The 19,309-nt window shown below is 74.5% G+C and carries 14 protein-coding genes; 7 read left to right on the forward strand and 7 right to left on the reverse strand.

Going from position 1 to position 19,309, the window contains the following annotated elements:
- Window positions 1-26: 26 nt before the first annotated feature.
- Window positions 27-2,288, reverse strand: coding sequence for a SpoIIE family protein phosphatase (locus ABD296_RS20265; protein ID WP_344269107.1), 2,262 nt, complete (start codon window positions 2,286-2,288; stop codon window positions 27-29).
- A 220-nt stretch (window positions 2,289-2,508) separates the two neighbouring features.
- Between ABD296_RS20265 and ABD296_RS20270 the strand changes: the two genes are divergently transcribed.
- Window positions 2,509-3,531 carry a DUF5954 family protein gene (locus ABD296_RS20270; RefSeq protein ID WP_344269109.1) on the forward strand — a complete coding sequence of 341 codons (1,023 nt, stop codon included), beginning with the start codon at window positions 2,509-2,511 and terminating at the stop codon, window positions 3,529-3,531.
- On the opposite strand, the gene ABD296_RS20275 is transcribed toward ABD296_RS20270, so the two are convergent.
- The gene (locus ABD296_RS20275) at window positions 3,526-4,977 is read right to left on the reverse strand and encodes an MFS transporter (protein ID WP_344269112.1); all 1,452 of its coding nucleotides are present in this window, start codon (window positions 4,975-4,977) and stop codon (window positions 3,526-3,528) included. The genes ABD296_RS20270 and ABD296_RS20275 overlap by 6 nt on opposite strands.
- Before the next feature lie 158 nt (window positions 4,978-5,135).
- On the opposite strand from ABD296_RS20275, the gene ABD296_RS20280 reads away from it, so the two are divergent.
- Window positions 5,136-5,744 (forward strand): TetR/AcrR family transcriptional regulator, encoded by a 609-nt coding sequence (locus tag ABD296_RS20280; protein WP_344269115.1) that lies wholly within the window; start codon window positions 5,136-5,138, stop codon window positions 5,742-5,744.
- A gap of 8 nt (window positions 5,745-5,752) precedes the next feature.
- Here the strand turns inward: ABD296_RS20280 and ABD296_RS20285 are convergent, their stop codons facing one another.
- Complete coding sequence (locus ABD296_RS20285; protein ID WP_344269118.1) at window positions 5,753-7,531, reverse strand: ABC transporter ATP-binding protein; 1,779 nt, start codon at window positions 7,529-7,531, stop codon at window positions 5,753-5,755.
- Window positions 7,528-9,369, reverse strand: coding sequence for an ABC transporter ATP-binding protein (locus tag ABD296_RS20290; protein WP_344269121.1), 1,842 nt, complete (start codon window positions 9,367-9,369; stop codon window positions 7,528-7,530). The genes ABD296_RS20285 and ABD296_RS20290 overlap by 4 nt, the downstream gene beginning before the upstream one ends.
- A gap of 77 nt (window positions 9,370-9,446) precedes the next feature.
- Between ABD296_RS20290 and ABD296_RS20295 the strand changes: the two genes are divergently transcribed.
- Together ABD296_RS20295 and ABD296_RS20300 are read left to right on the forward strand one after the other, a co-directional pair.
- Window positions 9,447-10,172 carry a TetR/AcrR family transcriptional regulator gene (locus ABD296_RS20295; protein ID WP_344269124.1) on the forward strand — a complete coding sequence of 242 codons (726 nt, stop codon included), beginning with the start codon at window positions 9,447-9,449 and terminating at the stop codon, window positions 10,170-10,172.
- 160 nt (window positions 10,173-10,332) lie between these two features.
- Complete coding sequence (locus ABD296_RS20300) at window positions 10,333-11,166, forward strand: SAM-dependent methyltransferase (protein WP_344269126.1); 834 nt, start codon at window positions 10,333-10,335, stop codon at window positions 11,164-11,166.
- Window positions 11,167-11,183: 17 nt separating this feature from the next.
- Here the strand turns inward: ABD296_RS20300 and ABD296_RS20305 are convergent, their stop codons facing one another.
- Both ABD296_RS20305 and ABD296_RS20310 read right to left on the reverse strand, forming a co-directional pair.
- Window positions 11,184-12,191 carry an acyl-CoA dehydrogenase family protein gene (locus tag ABD296_RS20305; RefSeq protein WP_344269129.1) on the reverse strand — a complete coding sequence of 336 codons (1,008 nt, stop codon included), beginning with the start codon at window positions 12,189-12,191 and terminating at the stop codon, window positions 11,184-11,186.
- Window positions 12,188-13,357, reverse strand: coding sequence for an acyl-CoA dehydrogenase family protein (locus tag ABD296_RS20310; protein ID WP_344269132.1), 1,170 nt, complete (start codon window positions 13,355-13,357; stop codon window positions 12,188-12,190). Before ABD296_RS20310 ends, ABD296_RS20305 begins: the two co-directional genes overlap by 4 nt.
- Window positions 13,358-13,546: 189 nt before the next feature.
- On the opposite strand from ABD296_RS20310, the gene ABD296_RS20315 reads away from it, so the two are divergent.
- Window positions 13,547-14,677 carry an acyl-CoA dehydrogenase family protein gene (locus ABD296_RS20315; RefSeq protein ID WP_344269135.1) on the forward strand — a complete coding sequence of 377 codons (1,131 nt, stop codon included), beginning with the start codon at window positions 13,547-13,549 and terminating at the stop codon, window positions 14,675-14,677.
- Window positions 14,674-15,576 carry an acyl-CoA dehydrogenase family protein gene (locus ABD296_RS20320; protein ID WP_344269137.1) on the forward strand — a complete coding sequence of 301 codons (903 nt, stop codon included), beginning with the start codon at window positions 14,674-14,676 and terminating at the stop codon, window positions 15,574-15,576. The genes ABD296_RS20315 and ABD296_RS20320 overlap by 4 nt, the downstream gene beginning before the upstream one ends.
- A 71-nt stretch (window positions 15,577-15,647) precedes the next feature.
- Here the strand turns inward: ABD296_RS20320 and ABD296_RS20325 are convergent, their stop codons facing one another.
- Window positions 15,648-17,216 (reverse strand): FadD3 family acyl-CoA ligase, encoded by a 1,569-nt coding sequence (locus ABD296_RS20325; RefSeq protein ID WP_344269139.1) that lies wholly within the window; start codon window positions 17,214-17,216, stop codon window positions 15,648-15,650.
- A 205-nt stretch (window positions 17,217-17,421) separates the two neighbouring features.
- On the opposite strand from ABD296_RS20325, the gene ABD296_RS20330 reads away from it, so the two are divergent.
- Entirely contained in the window at window positions 17,422-19,281 is a 1,860-nt protein-coding gene (locus ABD296_RS20330) for a CocE/NonD family hydrolase (RefSeq protein WP_344269142.1), read from the forward strand.
- Window positions 19,282-19,309: the final 28 nt, after the last annotated feature.

Here is a 19,309-nt window from a genome sequence, read left to right on the forward strand (position 1 = left end):
GGCCATACCCGGCGGACCGGGCTCCCCTACTCACCCGTGGCCGGAACGTGCAGTGCGAGAAGGGTCACGTCGTCGGACTGCTCGTATCCGGCGAGCAGCCGCGCGACCAGGTGGTCGACGAGCCGGGCCGGATCGGCGGCCCCGCCCGGCGGCATCTCCGCCGCCGCCGCGACCAGGTCGTCGAGCCCGGTGTCGACGCCGCGCCTGCGGTTCTCCACCAGGCCGTCGGAGTACAGCACGACGGTGTCGCCGGGCGCCAGCGAGAAGCTCGTCTGCTGCCGGTGGCTGGGCCAGCCCAGCGGGGTGCCGGCCTCGACGTCGCTCAGCTCCGGCGGCCTGTCCGCGGGCAGCAGCAGCGGCGGCGGATGCCCGGCGCTGGTGTACAGGCCCTGCCCGGTCGCCGGGTCGATCACCAGGTAGGCGACGGTGGTGAACTGCTCGGCGTCCTCGGTGGCGGTGAACAGCCGGTCCAGGCCGGACAGCACGGCGGCGGGCTGCGGGTCGGTGAGCGCGAGCGCGCGCAGCGCGTTGCGGATCCGGCCCATGATCGCGGCGGCCAGCACGCCCTTGCCCATCACGTCGCCGACGACGACCGCGAGCCGGTTGCCGGGCAGCTTGAACACGTCGTACCAGTCGCCGCCGACCTGCACGTGCCGGGTCACCGGGTCGTAGCGCGCCGCCATCCGCAGCTCCGGGGAGCTCGGCAGATCGCCCGGCAGCAGGCTGCGCTGCAACTGCTCGGCGGTGCGGTGCTCGCGCTCGAACAGGATCGCCCGCTCCACCGCCAGCGCGCACTGCCCGGCCAGCGCCTCCAGGAAGACCTGCTCGTCCTCGGTGAGGAACCGCGTCCGGGTGAAGGCGAACCGCAGCACGCCGATCGCCGCGCCCGCCGCCAGCAGCGGCAGCGCCACCCACGCCTGCTCGCCGGGGCCGCGCCGCATCTCCTGCGCGGCGGCGTCCTCGCCGAGCAGCCGCCGCAGCTCCGCGGGGTTCTCGGCGACGAACGGGCGGCCCTCGCGCGCCGCCGCCGACATCACGGTCGGGTCGGTGACGGCGACCACGTCCGGCCACGTCGGCACGGCCCCGGAGGCGCGTTCGCGGTCCTCCTCATCGCCGCCGGAACCGGTGGCGGCCCCAGTGGCGGTTCCTGCGGCGGGCGGGGGTTCGGCCGGGGCGACGGGGGCGAGCCACGCCTTGCCGTCGTCCAGCAGCGCGACCGTGCAGTGGTCGACGCCGACCGCCGACTGCCCGACCTCCACGATGACCCGCACGACCTCGCCGACGGTCAGCGCCTCCGCGAGCATCGAGGTGGCCTGCTGGAGCCGGGCGGTGCGCAGCGCGGCGGCCGACAACTGGCCGGTGAGCCGGCCGCGCATCTCCTCGGCGTCGCGGCGGCCGGTGACGTCGGTGCCGGCGCAGACCCACTCGATGACCTCGCCGTCCCGCCGGATCGGGACCGCCCGCACCTCGAAGTGCCGGCGCCCGCCGGACCCGGTGAGGACGCGGCAGTCCACCTCCAGGACGCGCCCGTCGCGCATGCTGTCGCGCCACTCGGCGGCGACGCGGTCGTAGTCCTCCGGGTGCACGGCGGCGAGCCAGCCGCCGCTCGCGTAGTCCTCCGGGTTCTGGCCGGTGACGGCGCGCCAGTGCGGCGCGTCCTCGCCGGCGGAGCCGTCCGCCGCGGTCGTCCACACCACCGGCGTCGTCGCCTCGACCAGCGACCGGTACCGCTCGGTGCGGCGGGTGATGGCCTCCTCCACCGCGCGGCGGACCGTCTCGTCCTGGACGATCAGCGCCGCGCCCAGCGTCGCGCCGCCGGATCCGCGGACCGGCAGGCACGCGCAGACCCAGACCCGCTCGCCGCGCGCGTCCGCGTCCGTACCGCCGGGTTCGGACGCGGCGGCGGGCGCGGAACCGGCCTCGGTTGCGGTCGCGGGCACGGGGGCGCGCACCTCCAGGCCGGTGACCGCGCGGCCGTCGGCCAGGACGCCGCGCAGCGCCGGTTCGAGGGCCGCGGCGAACTCGCCGTCCAGCACCTCGCCGAGCGGCCGTCCGTCCAGGTCGGTGCCGTTGCGGCCGCCCTCCCCGGCATCGCCGACGCGCAGCAGCGCGCGCAGGGCCGCGTTGACGCGGCGCAGGCGGAGCCGGGCGTCGAGGAACGCGACGCCGAAGGGCACCTCGGTGACCAGCGCGCCGAACAGCGCCCTGTCGGCCTGAGCGGTGCCGGCCTCGGACGGGCCGGCGCGGGCCGCCTCGGCACCGGCCGTGTCGCGGGCATCCGGGACCATCGCCTCATCCCCCGGTCTCGATCCGGCCACCAGTCTAGACGGGGCCCCGCCGGAACGGCGGCGGTCGCGCGCGCCGAGTCGGCCGCCGGGAGGAATGTCCGGTGAGCTCCGCCTCACCTGTCGGACATAAGCCGCTGACCAGGAGAAGTCGCATGTCAGTGGCCGTCCGGTTCCGCGGAATCCGCTGCGGGCCGCGCCCCGCGTACCGAATATGAGTGGCATGACCTTCCCGTTGATGCCGGGGTTCGACCACATCAACCTGGTCGCCTCCCTCGATCCGGTCGCGGCCGTGCGCGACCGCGAGATCGGCGACGCGATCCTGGCCTACCCCAAGCTCCTCCCGGCCGGTTCGCCCGATTTCGGGTACGCGGTGCAGACCGGCGCCGAGTGGCGCATCGGCCGCCTCGGCTCGGCCGACCCGTCCGCCGCCCGCTACGGACTGGCCGCCGACCTGCGCCGGGAGGCGGCGACCGGCGGGCACGCACCCGCGGACGCGCCCGGCCTCCCGGACGGATCCGGCCTCGCGGACGCGATGCTCGCGGTGGCCGACCGCCTCGACCCCGAGGAGGGCGAGCAGCTCCCCAAGGACGAGTGGGAGATCGGCGACCGGCGCTACCGGATCATCCGGGTGGAGAAGTACACGCTGCTCGGCGACCGGGTGATGGAGCCGCCGCGGCCGACCGACACGCCCGGCGCCTGCGGTGACGGGACGCTGCGCGGCCACCTGCTGGAGCCTGCGGCGCCGGCCGGGCAGTGGGAGGCGCAGCTGCGGCTGAACCTGGTGGGCCACATGCCGGTGCCGGGCACCGTCCCCGACATGGTGCAGACCGAGGCGCGGCACGCGGTGCTGGCGCATCCGGGGGTGATCCTGCTGCCGCCGACGTTCATCGCGGTCGAGGTCAAGGAGGACGGCTGGGCGCCGCTGACCGGCGGCGACGACCCGGAGCAGACCCGCCGCCGGCTGGCCCGCTACTTCGGCGACCTGCTGCCCCGGCTGCGCGAGTTCCAGGGCGACCCGCCCGCGCCGCAGGAGCTCGCGGAGTGGGAGCGGGCCGCCGAGCAGATCGAGCGGGCGACGGGGCACGCGTTCACGGCGGCGGGGCGGGAGTTCCGCACCGTCCGCATCTCCCGGATGCTGCGCCTCGGCCGCGACGGGCCGGAGGCCCCGCGCCCCTCCGACCAGGAGCGCTACGGCCTGTCCGGCGCCGCCTACGAGGACGAGGAGCAGGAGGAGACCTCATGACGGCCGGGCGGCGCCCGCCCGGCCGGTGATCAGGAACACCGCCGCCGCGACGAGGCACAGCGCGCCCGCCGCGCCGAGGCTCGCGACGTCGAAGCCGTGCACCGCCGCGCGCGCCGCCGCGCCGGGGTGGGCCCGCAGGTAGTGCGCGGCGGCGGTCCCGGCGACGGTGCTGAGCAGGGCGGTGCCGAGGGACGCACCGATCTGCTGCGACGTCATGACGGTCGCGCCGGCCACGGCGGTGTCGGGGCCGGCGCCGAGCGTGGCGGTGCTGTTGGCGGTGACGAGCACCCAGCCGGTGCCGAGCCCGACCAGCAGGAACACCGGCAGGACGTGCGTCCAGTAGCCGCCGTCGGCCCGCGCGGTCCCGAGGAGCGCGAGCCCGGCGGCGATCACCAACAGGCCGGGGGCCAGCAGCGCCCGCACCGGTGCCCGCATGAGCAGCCGGCTCACCCCCCGCACGCCGATCATCAGCCCGGCCGTGAGCGGCAGGAACGCCACGCCCGCCCGCACCGGCGAGTAGCCGAGCACGTTCTGCAGGTAGAAGGTGAGGAAGAACAGCGCGGCGAACATCCCGACGGAAAGGCCGAGGACCGCCAGGTAGGAGCCGCCGCGCCGCCGGTCGAGGACGACCCGCAGCGGCAGCAGCGGCCCGGTCACCTTCGTCTGCGTCCACACGAACGCCGCGAGCAGCGCGACACCGGCCGCCAGGGGTCCGACGGTCGTGGCGGCGCCCCAGCCGTCCGGCTCCGCCCGCGCGAAGCCGAGGACGAGGCCCATCAGCCCGGCGGTGGCGAGCAGCGCCCCGGCGACGTCGACCTTCACGCCCGCCGCGCGCGGCACCGGGCGGACCGCGTAGAGCACGCCGGTCCCGGCGGCGACCGCGATCGGCACGTTCACGAACATGCACCAGCGCCAGTCGAGGTAGTCGGTGAGGACGCCGCCGAGCACGACGCCGAGTCCGGAGGAGCTGCCCATCACCGTCCCGTAGATCCCGAACGCCCGGCCGCGCTCGGCCGGGGCGGGGAACGTCGCGGCGAGTGTGGCCAGCACGGACGGGGTGAGCAGGGCGCCAAAGACGCCCTGGGCGGCGCGCGCGGTGAGCAGCAGGCCGGGGCTGGGGGCCGCGCCGCCGAGCGCGGACGCCAGCGCGAACCCGGTCAGGCCGATGAGCAGCGCGCGGCGGCGGCCGATCAGGTCCGACAGCCGGCCACCGAGCAGCAGCAGGCCGCCGTAGCCGAGCGCGTAGACGGTGATCACCCACTGCCGGCCCGGGTCGGACAGGTGCAGGGAGCGCTGCAGCGACGGCAGCGCGATGTTCATGATCGTCATATCGATGCCGATCATGAGCTGGGCGGTGGCGACGGCGGCCAGCGCCCACCACCGCCGCGCGTCGGGCGCGGTCCGCTCCGTGCCGTCCCGCCGCCCGGGAACCGTTTCGGTGCTCATGGCCGCCTCAGAACATTCCGTTGTCGTTCGCGGCGGTCGCCTCGGTGTCGTGCGGAGCCGTGGCTGCGGTCGTGGTGGACATGGTGCGCCCTTCCGTTGACTGAACAGTTGTAGCGCTACGACTGTAGCGCAACGGTCGTCCGAATAGAATGGCGGGCATGGGAACGACGCGGCCCTCGCGCGGGCGGAACCGGCGGGGCGAGGGCGAACGGCTGCGCGAGGAGATCGTCACCACCGCGCTGCGGCTGCTGGACGAGCTGGGCGACGACGAGGCGCTGTCGCTGCGCGCGGTGGCCCGGGAGGTCGGCATCGCGGCGACGTCGGTCTACCTGCACTTCGCCGACCGGGACGCGCTGGTCCTCGCCGCGATGGAGCGCAGCCACGCCGACCTGGTCCGGGCCTGCGACGAGGCCGAGGCAGCCGCCGGCGACCCGGTCGGCGGGCTGCGCGCGCGCGTGCAGGTCATGGGCACCTGGTCGTACGAGCACCCGGGCCTGTACAAGGTGCTGCACGAGAGCGCGGTCAACCAGCGGTGCGACGTGTCGTTCAAGATGGAGCTGGGCAAGCGCACCTCGGCGGCCGTCCAGCGGTGCATGGACGAGGGCCTGGCCCCGGCCGGTGACGCGGCGGCCGTCTCGCTCGACCTGCGCGCGGCCGTGCACGGCGCGGTCTCGATGCGCTTCAACCAGCCGGATGCCTCATGGGAGCCGCTGGACCGGCAGGTCGACCGGCTGCTCACCAAGCTCGTCGGCGTCCGGCTCCCCTAGAGGCTCCCCTAGAGGTACGCGCGGGCCTGAAGCTCGAACAGCTCGGCGTACAGGCCGCCCTCGGCGAGGAGGGCGGCGTGGTCGCCGGCCTGGACGACCCGGCCGCCGTCCATGACGACGATGAGGTCGGCCATCCGGACGGTCGAGAAGCGGTGCGACACCAGGACCGTGATCGCGCCCGTCCCGGCGGCGGTGCGGTGGGCGGCGTCGAGGTAGCGGCGGAACAGCGCGTCCTCGGTGGGCGCGTCGAGGGCGGCGGTGGGCTCGTCCAGGACGAGCAGCAGCGGGCGGTCGCGCATCATCGCGCGCCCGAGGGCGAGCTTCTGCCACTGCCCGCCGGACAGGTCGGCGCCGCCCTGGAACGACCGGCCGAGCGGGGTGTCGAGCCCGGCCGGCAGCTCGTCGACGACGCCGGTCCCGGCGGCGCGGTCGAGGGCGGTGCGGACGGCGTCCTCGTCGCCGAGGCGAGGCAGGTCGCCGATGCCGACGGTCTCGCCCGCGAGCAGGTTCCACTTCACGAAGTCCTGGAAGGCGGCGGACGTGCGGGCGCGCCACGCGGTGCGGTCGACGGCCGCCAGGTCGGCGCCGTCCAGCAGGATGCGCCCGCCCGTCGGCGGATACATGCCGGTCAGCAGCTTGACCAGCGTGGTCTTGCCGGCGCCGTTCTCGCCGATCAGCGCGACGGTGCCGCCGGCGGGCAGGGTGAGGTCCACGTCGCGCAGGACGGGCGCGTCGGTGCCGGGGTAGGTGAACGCGACGTTCTCCAGCGTGATGCCGTGGTCGAGCCGGTCGGGCGCGGGCGCGCCCGGGGAGCGCTGCGCGTCCGCGTGGTCCTCCAGCCACAGCAGGCTCTGCGCGGCCAACGCCGTGGTGACGATCTGGCCGATGGCGTTGGACGCCTGCGACACGGTGAGCTGCGCGCGCCGCAGCAGGCTGACCGCCAGGACGACCTGGCCCGCCGACGCGTCGCCGCGCGCGGCCCGGACGGCGATGAGCGCGATCGCGCCGGAGAAGGCGGCGGCGTACAGGAACCAGCCGAGCGCGCTCCACAGCGCGCCGGCGGACGCGGCGCGGACGGTCGCGCGGCGGGCCGTGGCGCTGAGCCGGTCGTGCCGGGCGCGCAGTTCGGGTCCGAGGCCGTAGGTCCGCAGCTCCTTGGCGGGCCCGGCGGTCGCGGCCAGTTCGAACAGCTCCCCCGCGAGCCGCCGCTCGGCCGCGACGGCGGACTCGGCGCGCTCGCGCAGCTTCACGGATCGCTTGTCGGCGAGGTAGGGCGGCAGCCCGGCGAGCGGGAGCAGGGCGAGCGGCCAGTAAACGGTCGCCAGCAGCACGGCGATCCCGGCGGTCCGGACGGCGACGGACGCGAGGGTGAGCGCCTGCCGGGGCCCGGCGGCGAGCATCGGGCGGCGCCGTTCGAGCCGTTCCAGCTCGGTCAGGTAGTCGGGCCGCTCGAAGTGCTCCAGGCCGGGGACGGCGTTGACGAGCCCGGCGATCCGGGCCGACAGCCACACCGACACCTCGTCGGTCAGCGCGATCAGCCGTCCCGCCGACACGATCATCAGCGTCCAGGACAGGGTGAACAGCACGGCGACGGTGACCGTCCCGGCGATCTCGCCGGACACGTCGTGCCGCGCCAGTGCGTCGACCATCGTGCGGATGCCGATCGGGTAGGTGACCTGCGTGAGTGCCGTCGCGAGGGTGGTCAGCGCGGCGACGGCCATCGGGCGCGGCGCCGCGCGGAACCCATCGGCGACCAGGACGCGGAACGTGCGGCGGACCCTCGTCATGCGTCCTCCTCCGGGGCGTGGAAGCGGGCGGCCTGGAGACGGAACATCTCCGCGTAGATCCCGCCAGCCGCCATCAGCTCGTCGTGCGAGCCCTGCTCGGCGAGGCGGCCGCCGTCCAGCACGCAGATCCGGTCGGCGCGGCGCACGGTCGAGAAGCGGTGCGAGATGACGATGGACGTCAGGCCGCGGGTGAGGTCGAGGAACCGGTCGAAGAACGCGGCCTCGGCGCGGACGTCCAACCAAGCGGTCGGCTCGTCCAGGACGAGCAGCTTCGCGCCGTGCTCCACGGCGAACAGCGCGCGGGCGAGCGCGACGCGCTGCCACTGCCCGCCCGACAGGTTCGTTCCGCCCGCGTACTGCCGGGACAGGACGGTGTCCCAGCCGATCTCCTCGGCGAGGGCGAGGGCGCCGGCGCGTTCGGCAGCGCGGGCGCGTCCGTCCTCGTCCGCGGCGTGCTCGACGGCGCCGAGCGCGATGTTCTCGCCGAGCGTCAGCGGATAGCGGTTGAAGTCCTGGAACACGGCGGCGAAGCGGCGCTGCCAGCGCGCCGGGTCCAGATCGCGGAGCGGGACGCCGTCCACGGTGATGGTCCCGCCGGTCGGGTCGTGCATGCGGGCGAGCAGCTTGACCAGCGTGGTCTTGCCGGCGCCGTTCACGCCGACGATCGCGGTGGAGCGTCCGGCCGGGACGTCCAGATCGAGGCCGTCCAGCACCGGCTCGCCGCCGGGGTAGGCGAAGCGGACACCCTCCAGCCGGATGCCGCGCTCGGGCAGGCCGGCCGCGTCCCGGCCGCCGCTCAGCTCCGCGCGGGCGGCGTGCAGGCGCGTCTCCAGCGCGGCCTGGTCGGGCAGGGCGGAGACCATCCACTCGGCGGAGATGTCGCCGGTGGTGACCGTGCCCGCGTACATGGTGGCGGGCAGCAGCGGCAGCATGACCGACAGCTCGCGCAGGCCGATCTGGTGGTGCAGGGCCGCGTACGCGAGGGTGCCGCACGCGACGAGGTACACGGCGAGGACCACGCCGGCGAGCAGGTAGGCGCGGCGGCCGAGCCGGGCGTAGCTCTCCCGGGTCGTCGCCATGCCGCGCGCCCAGTGCTCGCGGTACCGGTCGATCGTCCAGTCGCCGAGGCCGAAGACGCGCAACTCCTTCGCGGCGGTCGGACGGATCGCCAGGTACAGGAAGTACCAGGCGCGCCGCAGCACCTCGGCCTTCGTCCGGAACCCGACGATCTGCGTGAGGACGATCTTCCGGAGCGGGCGCCGGATCAGCAGCCAGACGGCCAGCAGCGCGAGGCCGAGCCACCACCGGAAGGTGGCGAGCACCGCGCACGCCGCGATCCCGGCGAGCCGGGACCCGGCGGCCGAGGCGAGCGCGACCGGCGCGTCCGCCGGGACGTGGCCGGTTAACCTTCCCTTGGCCAGTTCGAGCTGGTTCTGGGTCTCCGGATCCTCCAGGTGCGCGACGCCGACGGGCCCGCTGACGGCCGCCATGAGACGGCTCTGCAGGTCGTCCACCAGGCGCGCCTTCACGCAGGCGCTGAGCCACTCCTGGTAGGGGCCGGTCAGCAGCGTCGCCGCGTAGACCAGGCCCGCGACCAGCAACGCGACGGCGAGGGCGCGTCCGGGGGCGCCGTGCAGGTGCGCGGCGGCAGCGGCCGGGATCCGCCCGACCGCGTAGCCGAGGGCGACCAGGCTCGCGTTCGGCAGCACCGCGTTGGCCGCGACCAGCAGGGCGACCGCCGCCGTCCAGCCCTTGCCGGCGCCCCAGAGCATCCGCAGCGCGCGCACCCGGCCGGATTCGGCGAGCCGGCCGGGCAGTGCCGCCAAACGCGTGATCATCGGCGCCTCCAAAAGTTGATGCGCATCAACTTTGGCAGAATAGAACCGTCCGGCCCGCCGCACCAGAGGGTTCCCGCATGCCGACCGCCCGCCGTCCGCGCCAGGCCCGCGCCATCGAGACGCGCCGCCGCGTCTACGCGGCGGCGATCGCCGAGTTCGAGCGGGTCGGGGTCGACGCCGCCCGGATCGAGGACATCGTGGCCACCGCCGGCGTCAGCTGGGGCACGTTCTTCACCTACTTCCCCAGCAAGGACGAGGTGGTCCTGGAGGCCGCCATCGCCACCTGCGCGGCGTTCGCCGACGCCTGCCGCACGGGCCTGGCGAGCGGCGCGGGGACCAGCGTGATCGTCGGCAACGCCTTCACGGCCCTGCGCCGCGCGGCGCCGGCGCCCGGCCCGCTGCGCGACGCGATCATGCGCGGCATCGCCGACCGGCCCGAACGCCTGTCGGACCATCTCGGCGAGGATGTCCCGAACCCCGTGCTCGCGCTGAGCGAGGTGCTGGCGGCCGGGCAGCGGCGCGGCGAGATTACGGCCGGAGAGCCCGCCGAGTCGCTGGCGGCGGTGCTGGTGCACGCCACGATCGCCGCCGGGCAGCGCGAGGCCGCGATGGCCCGGGCCGCCGGCGTCACGGAGCGGACCGGGCTGCCGCTCACCGTCCTCACCGTCCAGCTGCTGCTGCGCGGCATGCGTCCCGATCCGGAGCCGGACGACGCCCGCGCGATCGCGCTCCAGCGCGCGGCGGCCGCCCTCACCGACACCGCACCCGGCGGCGTGCCCGACTCGGCGTCGCGGACGGAGTGACGGTGGACGGGGACGGGCCGGCGTTCGCGATCCGCGACGGCTACGCGTTCTCCCGGGGCCCGGCGCGCGCTCGGCCGATCTTGGCCAACCGGGGTGGCGGGCGCGGCATCGCGGTGAAGACTGGCGGGCGACCGGTCTTCCCCGTCCCGACGGAGGCTCCATGCCCGATCATCCGGAGATCGACTCGTCCGTCCCGCACTCGGCGCGGATCTGGAACTACTGGCTGGACGGCAAGGAGAACTACCCGATCGACCGAGAGGTCGGCGACGCGTTCGTCCAGATCTTCCCGGGCCAGGTGGACATCGCCCGGCACTCGCGCGCGTTCCTCGGCCGGGCGGTGCGGTTCCTGGCGGGCGAGGCGGGCATCCGGCAGTTCCTCGACATCGGGACCGGGCTGCCCACCGTCGACAACACCCACGAGGTCGCGCAGCGCGTCGCGCCCGAGGCCCGGATCGTGTACGTCGACAACGACCCGCTGGTGCTGGCGCACGCCCGCGCGCTGCTGACCTCGACCCCCGAGGGCACCACCTCCTACATCGACGCCGACATCCGCGAGCCCGGCGCGATCATGACGAAGGCGGCCGAGACCCTCGACTTCGGCGAGCCGGTCGCGCTGCTGCTGCTCGGAATCCTCGGCCACGTGACCGACGAGGAGGACCCGGAGGCGATCCTCGCGCAGCTGGTGAAGGCGCTGGCGCCGGGCAGCTACGTCGTCGTCAACGACGGCACGAACGTGTTCGGCGGCGAGGACGATGACGGCGGGCAGGATGACGGGCCGGACGAGACGGCCCGCGCCCGCGCGATCGCCCGGTACGTGGAGGCCGGCGGGGTCGCCTACAACCTGCGCCCACCGGAGCGGATCACCGCGTACTTCGACGGCCTGGAGCTGGTGGAGCCCGGCGTGGTCCCGGTGTCGCGGTGGCGGCCCGAGCCGTCGCCGTTCGGCGAGCCCGCCGAGGTCGACGCGTTCTGCGGCGTCGCCCGCGTCCCCTAGGCGTCCCCGCCCGTGCCCTAGGCGTCCCCGCCCGTGACGAGGGGCCAGAGGCCGGCGCCCGCGTCGAGGGCCAGGCCGCCGAGGCGTTCGCCCCATTCGGCCTCGTTGCCGGACTCGTCGCGCCAGGCCCACAGCCGCGTGGTGGCGTGCCGGAGGCCGTGCTCGTCGGTGAACCCGATCGCGCCGTGGACCTGGTGCGCGAGCCGGCACACGGTCCCGGCGGCCTCGCTCACCGCCGCCTTCGCCGCCGCGACGGCGAGGCCGGTGCCCTCGGCGGCCGCCGCCTGCGCCGCGACCCGCGCCATCAGCGTCTCGCCCGCCATCTCGGCGAGGTGCTGCTGGACGGCCTGGAACTTCGCCAGCGGGCGCCCGAACTGGACGCGTTCGCCCGCGTAGCGCAGCGCGAGGCCGGTCGCGGTCTCCATCGCGCCGGCCATCAGCGCCGTCCGGCCGAGCGCGCCGCGTTCCCGGAACGCCTGCGCGGTCGCCGTCGTGGCGAGCACCTGCGCGGGAGCGGCGTCGCGCAGGTGGACGGTGTCGCGCGGTTCGCCCGCGAGGTTCGCGCCCTCCTCCACCTCGAAGCCGCCGCGCACCACGTACGCGACATGGCCGTCGGCCAGTACCGCGATGCCCTCCGCGTGCCGGGCCCACGGGACGCGCGGCAGCGTGCCCGACAGCCTCCATGCGTCGCCGTCCTGCCGGAGTGTCACGTCGGATCCGGCGAGCGCGGCGGTCAGCGGCCCGGACGGGACGTCGGCGCCGGCATCGGCGAGCAGCCACCCGGCCAGCAGCGCGGTCTCAGCCAGCGGGACGGCCGCCGCGTGCCGTCCCACCGCGAGCAGCACCTCGACCGTGGTGGCGAGGTCGGCTCCGGCGCCGCCGCGCTCCTCCGGCACCGGCAGAAGCGTCACGCCGACTTTTTCCAGCTCGTCCCACAGGCGCGGGTTCCAGGTCTGCTCCGGGTCGGCGTACCGGGCGCACACCGCGTCCACCGTGGACACCAGCGCCTCGACGACGTCGTTCATCGCGCCTCCCCTGCTCCGGCCAGCATCGCCTTGGCGACGACGCCGCGCAGGATCTCGTTCGTCCCGCCGCGCAGCGTGAACCCGGGACCGTGCAGGACGGACTGGGCCAGCAGACGGGCGAGCGGATCGGACGACGCGAGATCGGGTTCGACGCGGGCGAGCAGCCGGACGGTCTCGGTCAGCGCGCCCTCGAACCGGGTGCCGAGGTCCTTGACGACGGCGGCCTCGGTCGCGGGCGCGTCCCCGGCGGCGAGCCGCGCGGCGACCGCGAGGGACATCCGCCGCAGCGCCCACAGCCGCGCGACGACCATCCCGACGCGGGCGCGGTCGGCGGCGTCGGCGCCGCGTTCGGCGAGCCGCCCGGCGACGGCCGCGAGCAGCGGGAACGTGCTGAGGATCCGCTCGGGGCCGCTGCGCTCGAACGACAGCTCGCTGGTCACCTGCCGCCAGCCGTCGCCGACCGTGCCGAGGACGCGGTCGTCGGGCACGAACACGTCGGTGAGGACGACCTCGTTGAAGTGGTGCTCGCCGGTCAGCAGCCGGATCGGGCGGATCTGCAGGCCGGGCGAGCGCAGGTCGACGATCAGCTGGGTGAGGCCCTCGTGCCGGCTCTCCCCGGCCGGGCCCGTCCGCACCAGCGCGATCATGGCGTCCGCGAGGTGGGCGCCGCTCGTCCACACCTTGGTGCCGTTGACGGTCCAGCCGCCGTCCGCGCGCTCGGCGCGCGTCCGGACGGACGCCAGGTCGGAGCCGGAGTCGGGCTCGGACATGCCGATCGCGAACGAGGTCTCGCCGCGCGCGATGCCGGGCAGGTAGGCGCGGCGCTGCTCCTCGGTGCCGAACTTCAGCAGCGACGGCCCGGACTGCCGGTCGGCGATCCAGTGCGCGGCGACCGGCGCGCCCGCCGCCAGCAGTTCCTCGGTGACGACGAACCGGGCGAGCGACCCGGCCTCGCTCCCGCCGTACTCGCGCGGGAACGTCATCCCGATCCAGCCGCGCTCGCCGAGCCGCCGGCTGAACGCCGGATCCCAGCCGGCCAGCCAGTTGTCGGCGTGCGGGGCGATCCGTCCGGCGGCGGTCTCCTCGGCGAGGAAGGCGCGGACGTCCCGGCGCAGGTCGTCCAGCTCGGGCGGCAGGGCCGCCGCGTCCAGTCTCAGTGCGGGCACGGCACCTTCTTACCGGATGCCGCCAGAACGGGATTCGGCGGCACCGGCCCGCGACGCGTCCCGCTGGACGGGAGGCGATGGCGGGGGCGGTGGACGGCGGCGGCTACTCTACCAAACAGTTGTTAGAAAGAAGCGTGGTCGTCGAGCACGAGCGGCGCGCCGCCGCCGGGGACGACGAGGAGGCACCGCATGGATCTTGAGTTCGGGGCGGCGGACGAGGAGTTCCGCGCCGAGGTGCGCGACTGGCTGCGCGCGAACGTGCCGGCCGAGCCGCTGCCGTCGCTGGAGACCGAGGAGGGCTTCGCGCTGCACCGCGCGTGGGAGCGCCGGCTCGGCGATGCGCGGTTCGGTGTCGTGTCGTGGCCGGAGGAGTACGGCGGGCGCGGCGTCTCGCTCCTCCAGTGGCTGGTCTTCGAGGAGGAGTACTACGCGGCGAACGCACCGGGCCGGGTCAGCCAGAACGGCATCAACCTGCTGGCCCCGACGCTGCTCAAGCACGGCACGCCCGAGCAGCTCGCGCGGATCCTGCCGCCGATGGCGGCCGGCGAGGTGATCTGGGCGCAGGCGTGGTCGGAGCCCGGCGCGGGCAGCGACCTCGCCGCGCTGCGCTCGACCGCGACCCGCGCCGACGGCGGCTGGCTGCTGGACGGCCAGAAGACGTGGAGTTCCCGCGCCGCGTTCGCCGACCGGGGCTTCGGCCTGTTCCGCTCCGACCCGGAGTCGTCGCGGCACAAGGGCCTGACGTACCTGATGTTCCCGCTGGACGCCGAGGGCGTGACGGTCCGCCCGATCGGCCGCCTCGACGGCAAGCCGGCGTTCGCCGAGCTGTTCCTGGACAGGGTGTTCGTCCCGGACGAGGACGTCATCGGCGCCCCCGGCGACGGATGGCGCGTCGCGATGAGCACCGCCGGCAACGAGCGCGGCCTCACGCTGCGCAGCCCCGGACGGTTCACCGCCGCGACCGAGCGGCTCGTCGAGCTGTGGAAGGAGCGCGCCGACCCGGCCGACACCGCGCTGCGCGACCGGGTCGCGGACGCGTGGATCCGGTCCCGCGCGTACCGGCTGAAGGGCTTCGAGACGATCTCGCGGGACGACGACATCGGCGCGGAGTCCAGCCTCAACAAGATCTTCTGGTCGGAGCTGGACGTGGCGCTGCACGAGACCGCGCTCGACCTGCTCGGCCCGGACGGCGAGCTCGACTCCGACTGGCTGGAGGGCTACGTGTTCTCCCTGGCCGGCCCGATCTACGCGGGCACCAACGAGATCCAGCGCAACGTGATCGCCGAGCGGCTGCTCGGCCTCCCGAGGGGGTCCCGGTGAAGTTCGTTCTCTCCGCCGAGCAGCGGATGTTCGGCGAGACGCTGCGCCGGCTGCTGGCCGACGCCGGCACCGCCAAGGCGATCCGCGCATGGGCGGCGGGCGACGCCGCTCCGGGCCGGGCGGTGTGGTCGCAGGCCGCCGAGGCGGGCGTGTTCGCGCTGGCCGTCCCGGAGGAGCACGGCGGCATCGGACCGCTGCCGGTCGAGCTGGCCGTCGCGATGGAGGAGCTGGGCCGCGCCGCCGCGCCCGGCCCGTACGTCGAGACGCTCGCCGCCGCCGAGGTCGTGACCGACGGCGACCTGCGGGCGAGGATCGCCGAAGGCGAGGCGCTGGTGTCGATGGCCGTCCCGCACGCGCTGGACGCCGACGTCGCCGACCTGGTCATCGCCGCCGACGGGTCCGCCGTTCAGCCGGGTGAGCGCGTCGCGTCCCTCGACCCGGCCCGCCGCCTGTTCCGGGTCGACGGCGCGCCGTCCGGCCTCACCGACCTCGGCGTGATGCTGTGCGCCGCGCAGCAGATCGGGCTCGGCCGCGCGCTGCTGGACGTCTCGGTCGAGTACGCCAGGACGCGGCAGCAGTTCGGGCGGCCGATCGGCGAGTACCAGGCCGTCAAGCACCACCTCGCCACCGCGATGGTGGAACTGGAGTTCGCGCGGCCGCTGGTCTACGGCGCGGCGCTGTCGTACGGGACGGCGGATTTCGCGCGGGACGCCTCCGCCGCGAAGGTCGCCGCGTCCGACGCCTCGTACCTCGCCGCGAAGACGGCCCTGCAGGTGCACGCCGCCATCGGCTACACCGACGAGTACGACCCGTCGCTGTGGATCCGCAAGGCGCGCGCCCTGCACTCCGCCTGGGGCGCCCCCACCCACCACCGAGCCCGCGTCGTCGCCGCCCTCTAGCAATCCGTTGAGTTGCGGCGAGTCGTCGTTATGGAGCCGCTCAAAACGACGACTCGCCGCAAGTCAACGAGTCAGGCGTCGGCCTGCTCTTTGAGTTCGACGCGGCGGACCTTGCCGGAGGCGGTCTTCGGGAGGTCGTCGACGAAGACGACCTCCTTGGGGACCTTGAAGTTCGCGAGGCGCTCGCGGCAGTGCGCGACCAGCTCGTCCGCCGTCGCGGTGCGGCCGGGGCGCAGCCGGACGTAGGCGCGGCCGACCTCGCCCATGCGGGCGTCCGGGACGCCGATGACGCCGGACTCGGCGACCGCGTCGTGCCGCGCGAGGACGTCCTCCACCTCGGCCGGGTACACGTTGAAACCGCCGACGACGAACATCTCCTTGGACCGGCCGGTGATCGACAGGTTGCCGCGCTCGTCGAGCCGGCCCCGGTCGCCGGTGTCGAGCCAGCCGTCCCGGATCGTCTCGGCGGTCGCCTCCGGGTCGTCGAGGTAACCGCTCATCACGTTGTAGCCGCGGACGAGGACCTCGCCGTCGGCACCGGCCGGGACCGCGTCCCCCTGGTCGTCGACGATCTTCACCTCGACGTCGTCGATGGGCTTGCCGCAGGTCGTCGCGATCGTCTCGTCATCGTCGTCCACCGAGCAGGCGGTCACCGTGCCGGTGCACTCCGTCAGCCCGTAGGCGGTGACGACCTGCGGGAACAGCTCCTCGCGGATCCGCCGCACCAGCGCGACCGGGACGTCGGCGGCACCGGTCACCGCGAGCCGCAGCGACGACAGGTCGCGCTCCCCGCGGCCGGGGGCGTCCAGCAGCGTGGTGTAGATCGTCGGCGGGCCGGGCAGCACCGTGATCCGCTCCGCCTCGATGATCCGCAGCGTCTCCGCCACCTCGAACACCGGCTGGAGCACCATCGTGGCGCCCTTCAGCACGCAGGCGATCACGCCGGCCTTGTAGCCGAACGAATGGAACATCGGATTCACGATCAGGTACCGGTCGCCGGCGTGCACGCCGGTCCGCGCCGCCCACGCCTCGAACGTCCGGATGTTCTGCTCGTGCGTGCACATCACGCCCTTGGGCCGCCCGGTCGTCCCGGACGTGAACAGGATGTCGGCGACGTCGCCCGGCCGGACGGCGGCGGCCCGCGCGTCCGCGTCCGCGAGCGGGACGGCCTTGCCGACGAACCCGGACCACGACGTCACGCCCGGCCGCTCGTCGCCGTTGAACGTGACGACGGCCTTCAGGTCGGGCAGGCCCGGGTAGGCGCCGGTCTCATCGACCCCGAGCATGCCGGGGTAGTCGATGCCGAGGAACCCGTCGGCGACGAACAGCATCTTCACGCGGGCGCGGGTCAGCGGCCACCGCGCCTCGTCGCCCTTGTACCGGGTGTTGAGCGGGACGAGCGTCGCGCCCGCGCCCATCGCGCCGAGCACGGTGACGATCCACGGCAGCCCGTTCGGCGCCCAGATCGCGATCCGGTCGCCCGGCTCGATCCCGGCGCCGGCGAACGCGGCGGCCGCCTCCCGCACCCGGTCCCGCAGCTGCGCGAACGTCACCCGGACGTCCCCGTCCACCACGGCCTCGGCGTCCGGAAACGCCTCCGCCGCCCGTCCCAACACCGCCGGAATCGTCAGCTCGCCCATGACACCACATGGTGGCCCGGTGCCCCGGCCGTCGGCTAGACCGTCCCGCTCACCGGTACTCGGGCGCACCGTTCCCGAACCGGCTCGCAGCTCCAGGGCCGGGTGGCAAATCAAAGGAACATATTTGTTCGTTTGGGGTTCCCGGGCGCCGCGCGGGTTGTTAGCGTCCCGCTCAGGCACCACCTCCGACCCCGGGAGTCGCGCCATGCGCCGCTTCGCCGTTGTGTGCTCCCTGATCCTGGCCCTCGCCGCGCTCGCCGCCCCGGCTCCGGCCGCTCCCGCGCCGGCGGCGCCCTACGGCATCGCCGTGCAGCGCAACCTCACGCTGCGGCTGAAGGACGGGACGCTGCTGCGCGCCGACCTGCACGTGCCCACCGACCGGGGCACCGGGAAGCCGGCGCGCGGCCCGTTCCCGGTCATCGTCGGGTTCACCCCGTACGGCAAGACGCCGTCGGCGCAGACCGGCTCCCCCGGCACCGGCGGGCTCAACCCGTACCTGATCGAACGCGGTTACCTGGGGCTGGTCGTGGACGTCCCCGGGACCGGCGGCTCGCAGGGGAAGTTCGACCTGTTCGAGCCGTCCGAGGCGCAGGCCGGGGCGCAGATCGTCAACTGGGCGGCACGCCTGCCGAACTCCAGCGGGAAGGTCGGTATGCTCGGCCTGTCGTACCTGGCGATCGACCAGCTGTTCACCGCCGCCGCGGTCGGCCCGCACTCCCCGCTCAAGGCGATCTTCCCGATGGCCGCCTCGGCGGACCCCTACCGCGACCTGTTCGTCAGCGGCGGCGCGCTGAACGTCGAATCGCCGCTCGGCCTGGTGTTCGGTTACGGGGTCACGCGGGTCGCCACGCCGTTCCTGGAACTGCCCAAGGACCCGACGGCCGCGCTCATCCTCTCCTATGAGCACCTGATGCAGGCCGGGCCGTTCGAGCTGACGATCGCCCGCGACATGCTCACCAATGGTCCGCGCAGATATGACAACGCGTGGTGGAAGAAACGGGCGCCCGAAAGCGTCCTCCGCAGAATCGTCGCCAACGACGTCGCCGTCTATCTCGTCGGCGGGCTCTACGACGTTTTCCAGCGCGGCGAACCGCTCCTCTACAGCGGCTTGCAGAACGCGGCGGCGGGCCGTCCGGTGACCGCGCCCATGACGCCCGGCCAGCCCGTCTCCGACAAGTATCAACTGCTCTACGGCCCGTGGACGCACGGCAACATGGGCAGCGGGCAGAACCTCGACGAAATCCAGCTGCACTGGTTCGACCATTGGCTCAAGGGACGCGGCACCGTTTCCACCTCCACCCCTTTCCATGTGATCGAGCCCGGCGGAAAGCGCTACGACACCGCCGACTACCCCCTTGCGCAGGCGCGCCCGACTCGAATGTTCCTGCGCTCGCAGGGACGCCTGGCCTCTGCGGCACCGACCGGCGCGGAACCGGCCGACTCCATCGCTTTCACCGGCCTGTCGAACCCGTGCACCCGGTCCACCGACCAGTTCGCCGCCGGAATGCTGTCGCAGCTCTTCGCCAGCGCGGGCATCCCCTCGCCCTGCACCGGCTCCCAGCGCAAACCCGTCAATGGACCGGGCGAGACTACCTACACGTCACCGGCGATGGGCAAGCCACTGAAGCTCGCCGGGCCGATCGGGGTCACACTGCGCGCGGCGTCCACCCGTCCGGAGACACTGTGGGCGCTCACCCTTGAGGACGTCGCACCCGACGGGACGTCCACCGACCTCAGCGGCGGCGCGCTCATGGGCTCGATGCGCGCGGTCGACGGCGCGCGCAGCTGGAAGGGCGCGTCCGGCGGCTGGGTGTATCCGTACCACCCGCTGACCCGCGCGGCGCAGCGTCCCGTCGCGCCGGGGAAGGTCACCCGGTACGACATCCAGATCCGCCCGGCGTTCGCCACCGTCCCCGCAGGTCACCGCCTTCGCGTGCGCGTCGCGACCGCCGACTTCCCGCACCTCGTCCCGCTCGCCGACCTGCCGTCGCTGTTCGGCGGCCGGTACGCGATCCACCACGACGCCGCGGCCGTCTCGACCATCGACCTGTCCACCCTCCCCTGACCCGCGCCGCCCGGAACCGGTGCCGAGC

Origin of the sequence: Actinomadura napierensis, assembly GCF_039529375.1 — a bacterium.
Lineage (GTDB): Bacteria > Actinomycetota > Actinomycetes > Streptosporangiales > Streptosporangiaceae > Spirillospora > Spirillospora napierensis.

Bases quoted from the DNA above. Each gene is read 5' to 3' on its own strand.
- ABD296_RS20265 (WP_344269107.1), bottom strand. From the start codon at position 2,288: ATGGTCCCGGATGCCCGCGACACGGCCGGTGCCGAGGCGGCCCGCGCC.
- ABD296_RS20270 (WP_344269109.1), top strand. From the start codon at position 2,509: ATGACCTTCCCGTTGATGCCGGGGTTCGACCACATCAACCTGGTCGCC.
- ABD296_RS20275 (WP_344269112.1), bottom strand. From the start codon at position 4,977: ATGAGCACCGAAACGGTTCCCGGGCGGCGGGACGGCACGGAGCGGACC.
- ABD296_RS20280 (WP_344269115.1), top strand. From the start codon at position 5,136: ATGGGAACGACGCGGCCCTCGCGCGGGCGGAACCGGCGGGGCGAGGGC.
- ABD296_RS20285 (WP_344269118.1), bottom strand. From the start codon at position 7,531: ATGACGAGGGTCCGCCGCACGTTCCGCGTCCTGGTCGCCGATGGGTTC.
- ABD296_RS20290 (WP_344269121.1), bottom strand. From the start codon at position 9,369: ATGATCACGCGTTTGGCGGCACTGCCCGGCCGGCTCGCCGAATCCGGC.
- ABD296_RS20295 (WP_344269124.1), top strand. From the start codon at position 9,447: ATGCCGACCGCCCGCCGTCCGCGCCAGGCCCGCGCCATCGAGACGCGC.
- ABD296_RS20300 (WP_344269126.1), top strand. From the start codon at position 10,333: ATGCCCGATCATCCGGAGATCGACTCGTCCGTCCCGCACTCGGCGCGG.
- ABD296_RS20305 (WP_344269129.1), bottom strand. From the start codon at position 12,191: ATGAACGACGTCGTCGAGGCGCTGGTGTCCACGGTGGACGCGGTGTGC.
- ABD296_RS20315 (WP_344269135.1), top strand. From the start codon at position 13,547: ATGGATCTTGAGTTCGGGGCGGCGGACGAGGAGTTCCGCGCCGAGGTG.
- ABD296_RS20325 (WP_344269139.1), bottom strand. From the start codon at position 17,216: ATGGGCGAGCTGACGATTCCGGCGGTGTTGGGACGGGCGGCGGAGGCG.
- ABD296_RS20330 (WP_344269142.1), top strand. From the start codon at position 17,422: ATGCGCCGCTTCGCCGTTGTGTGCTCCCTGATCCTGGCCCTCGCCGCG.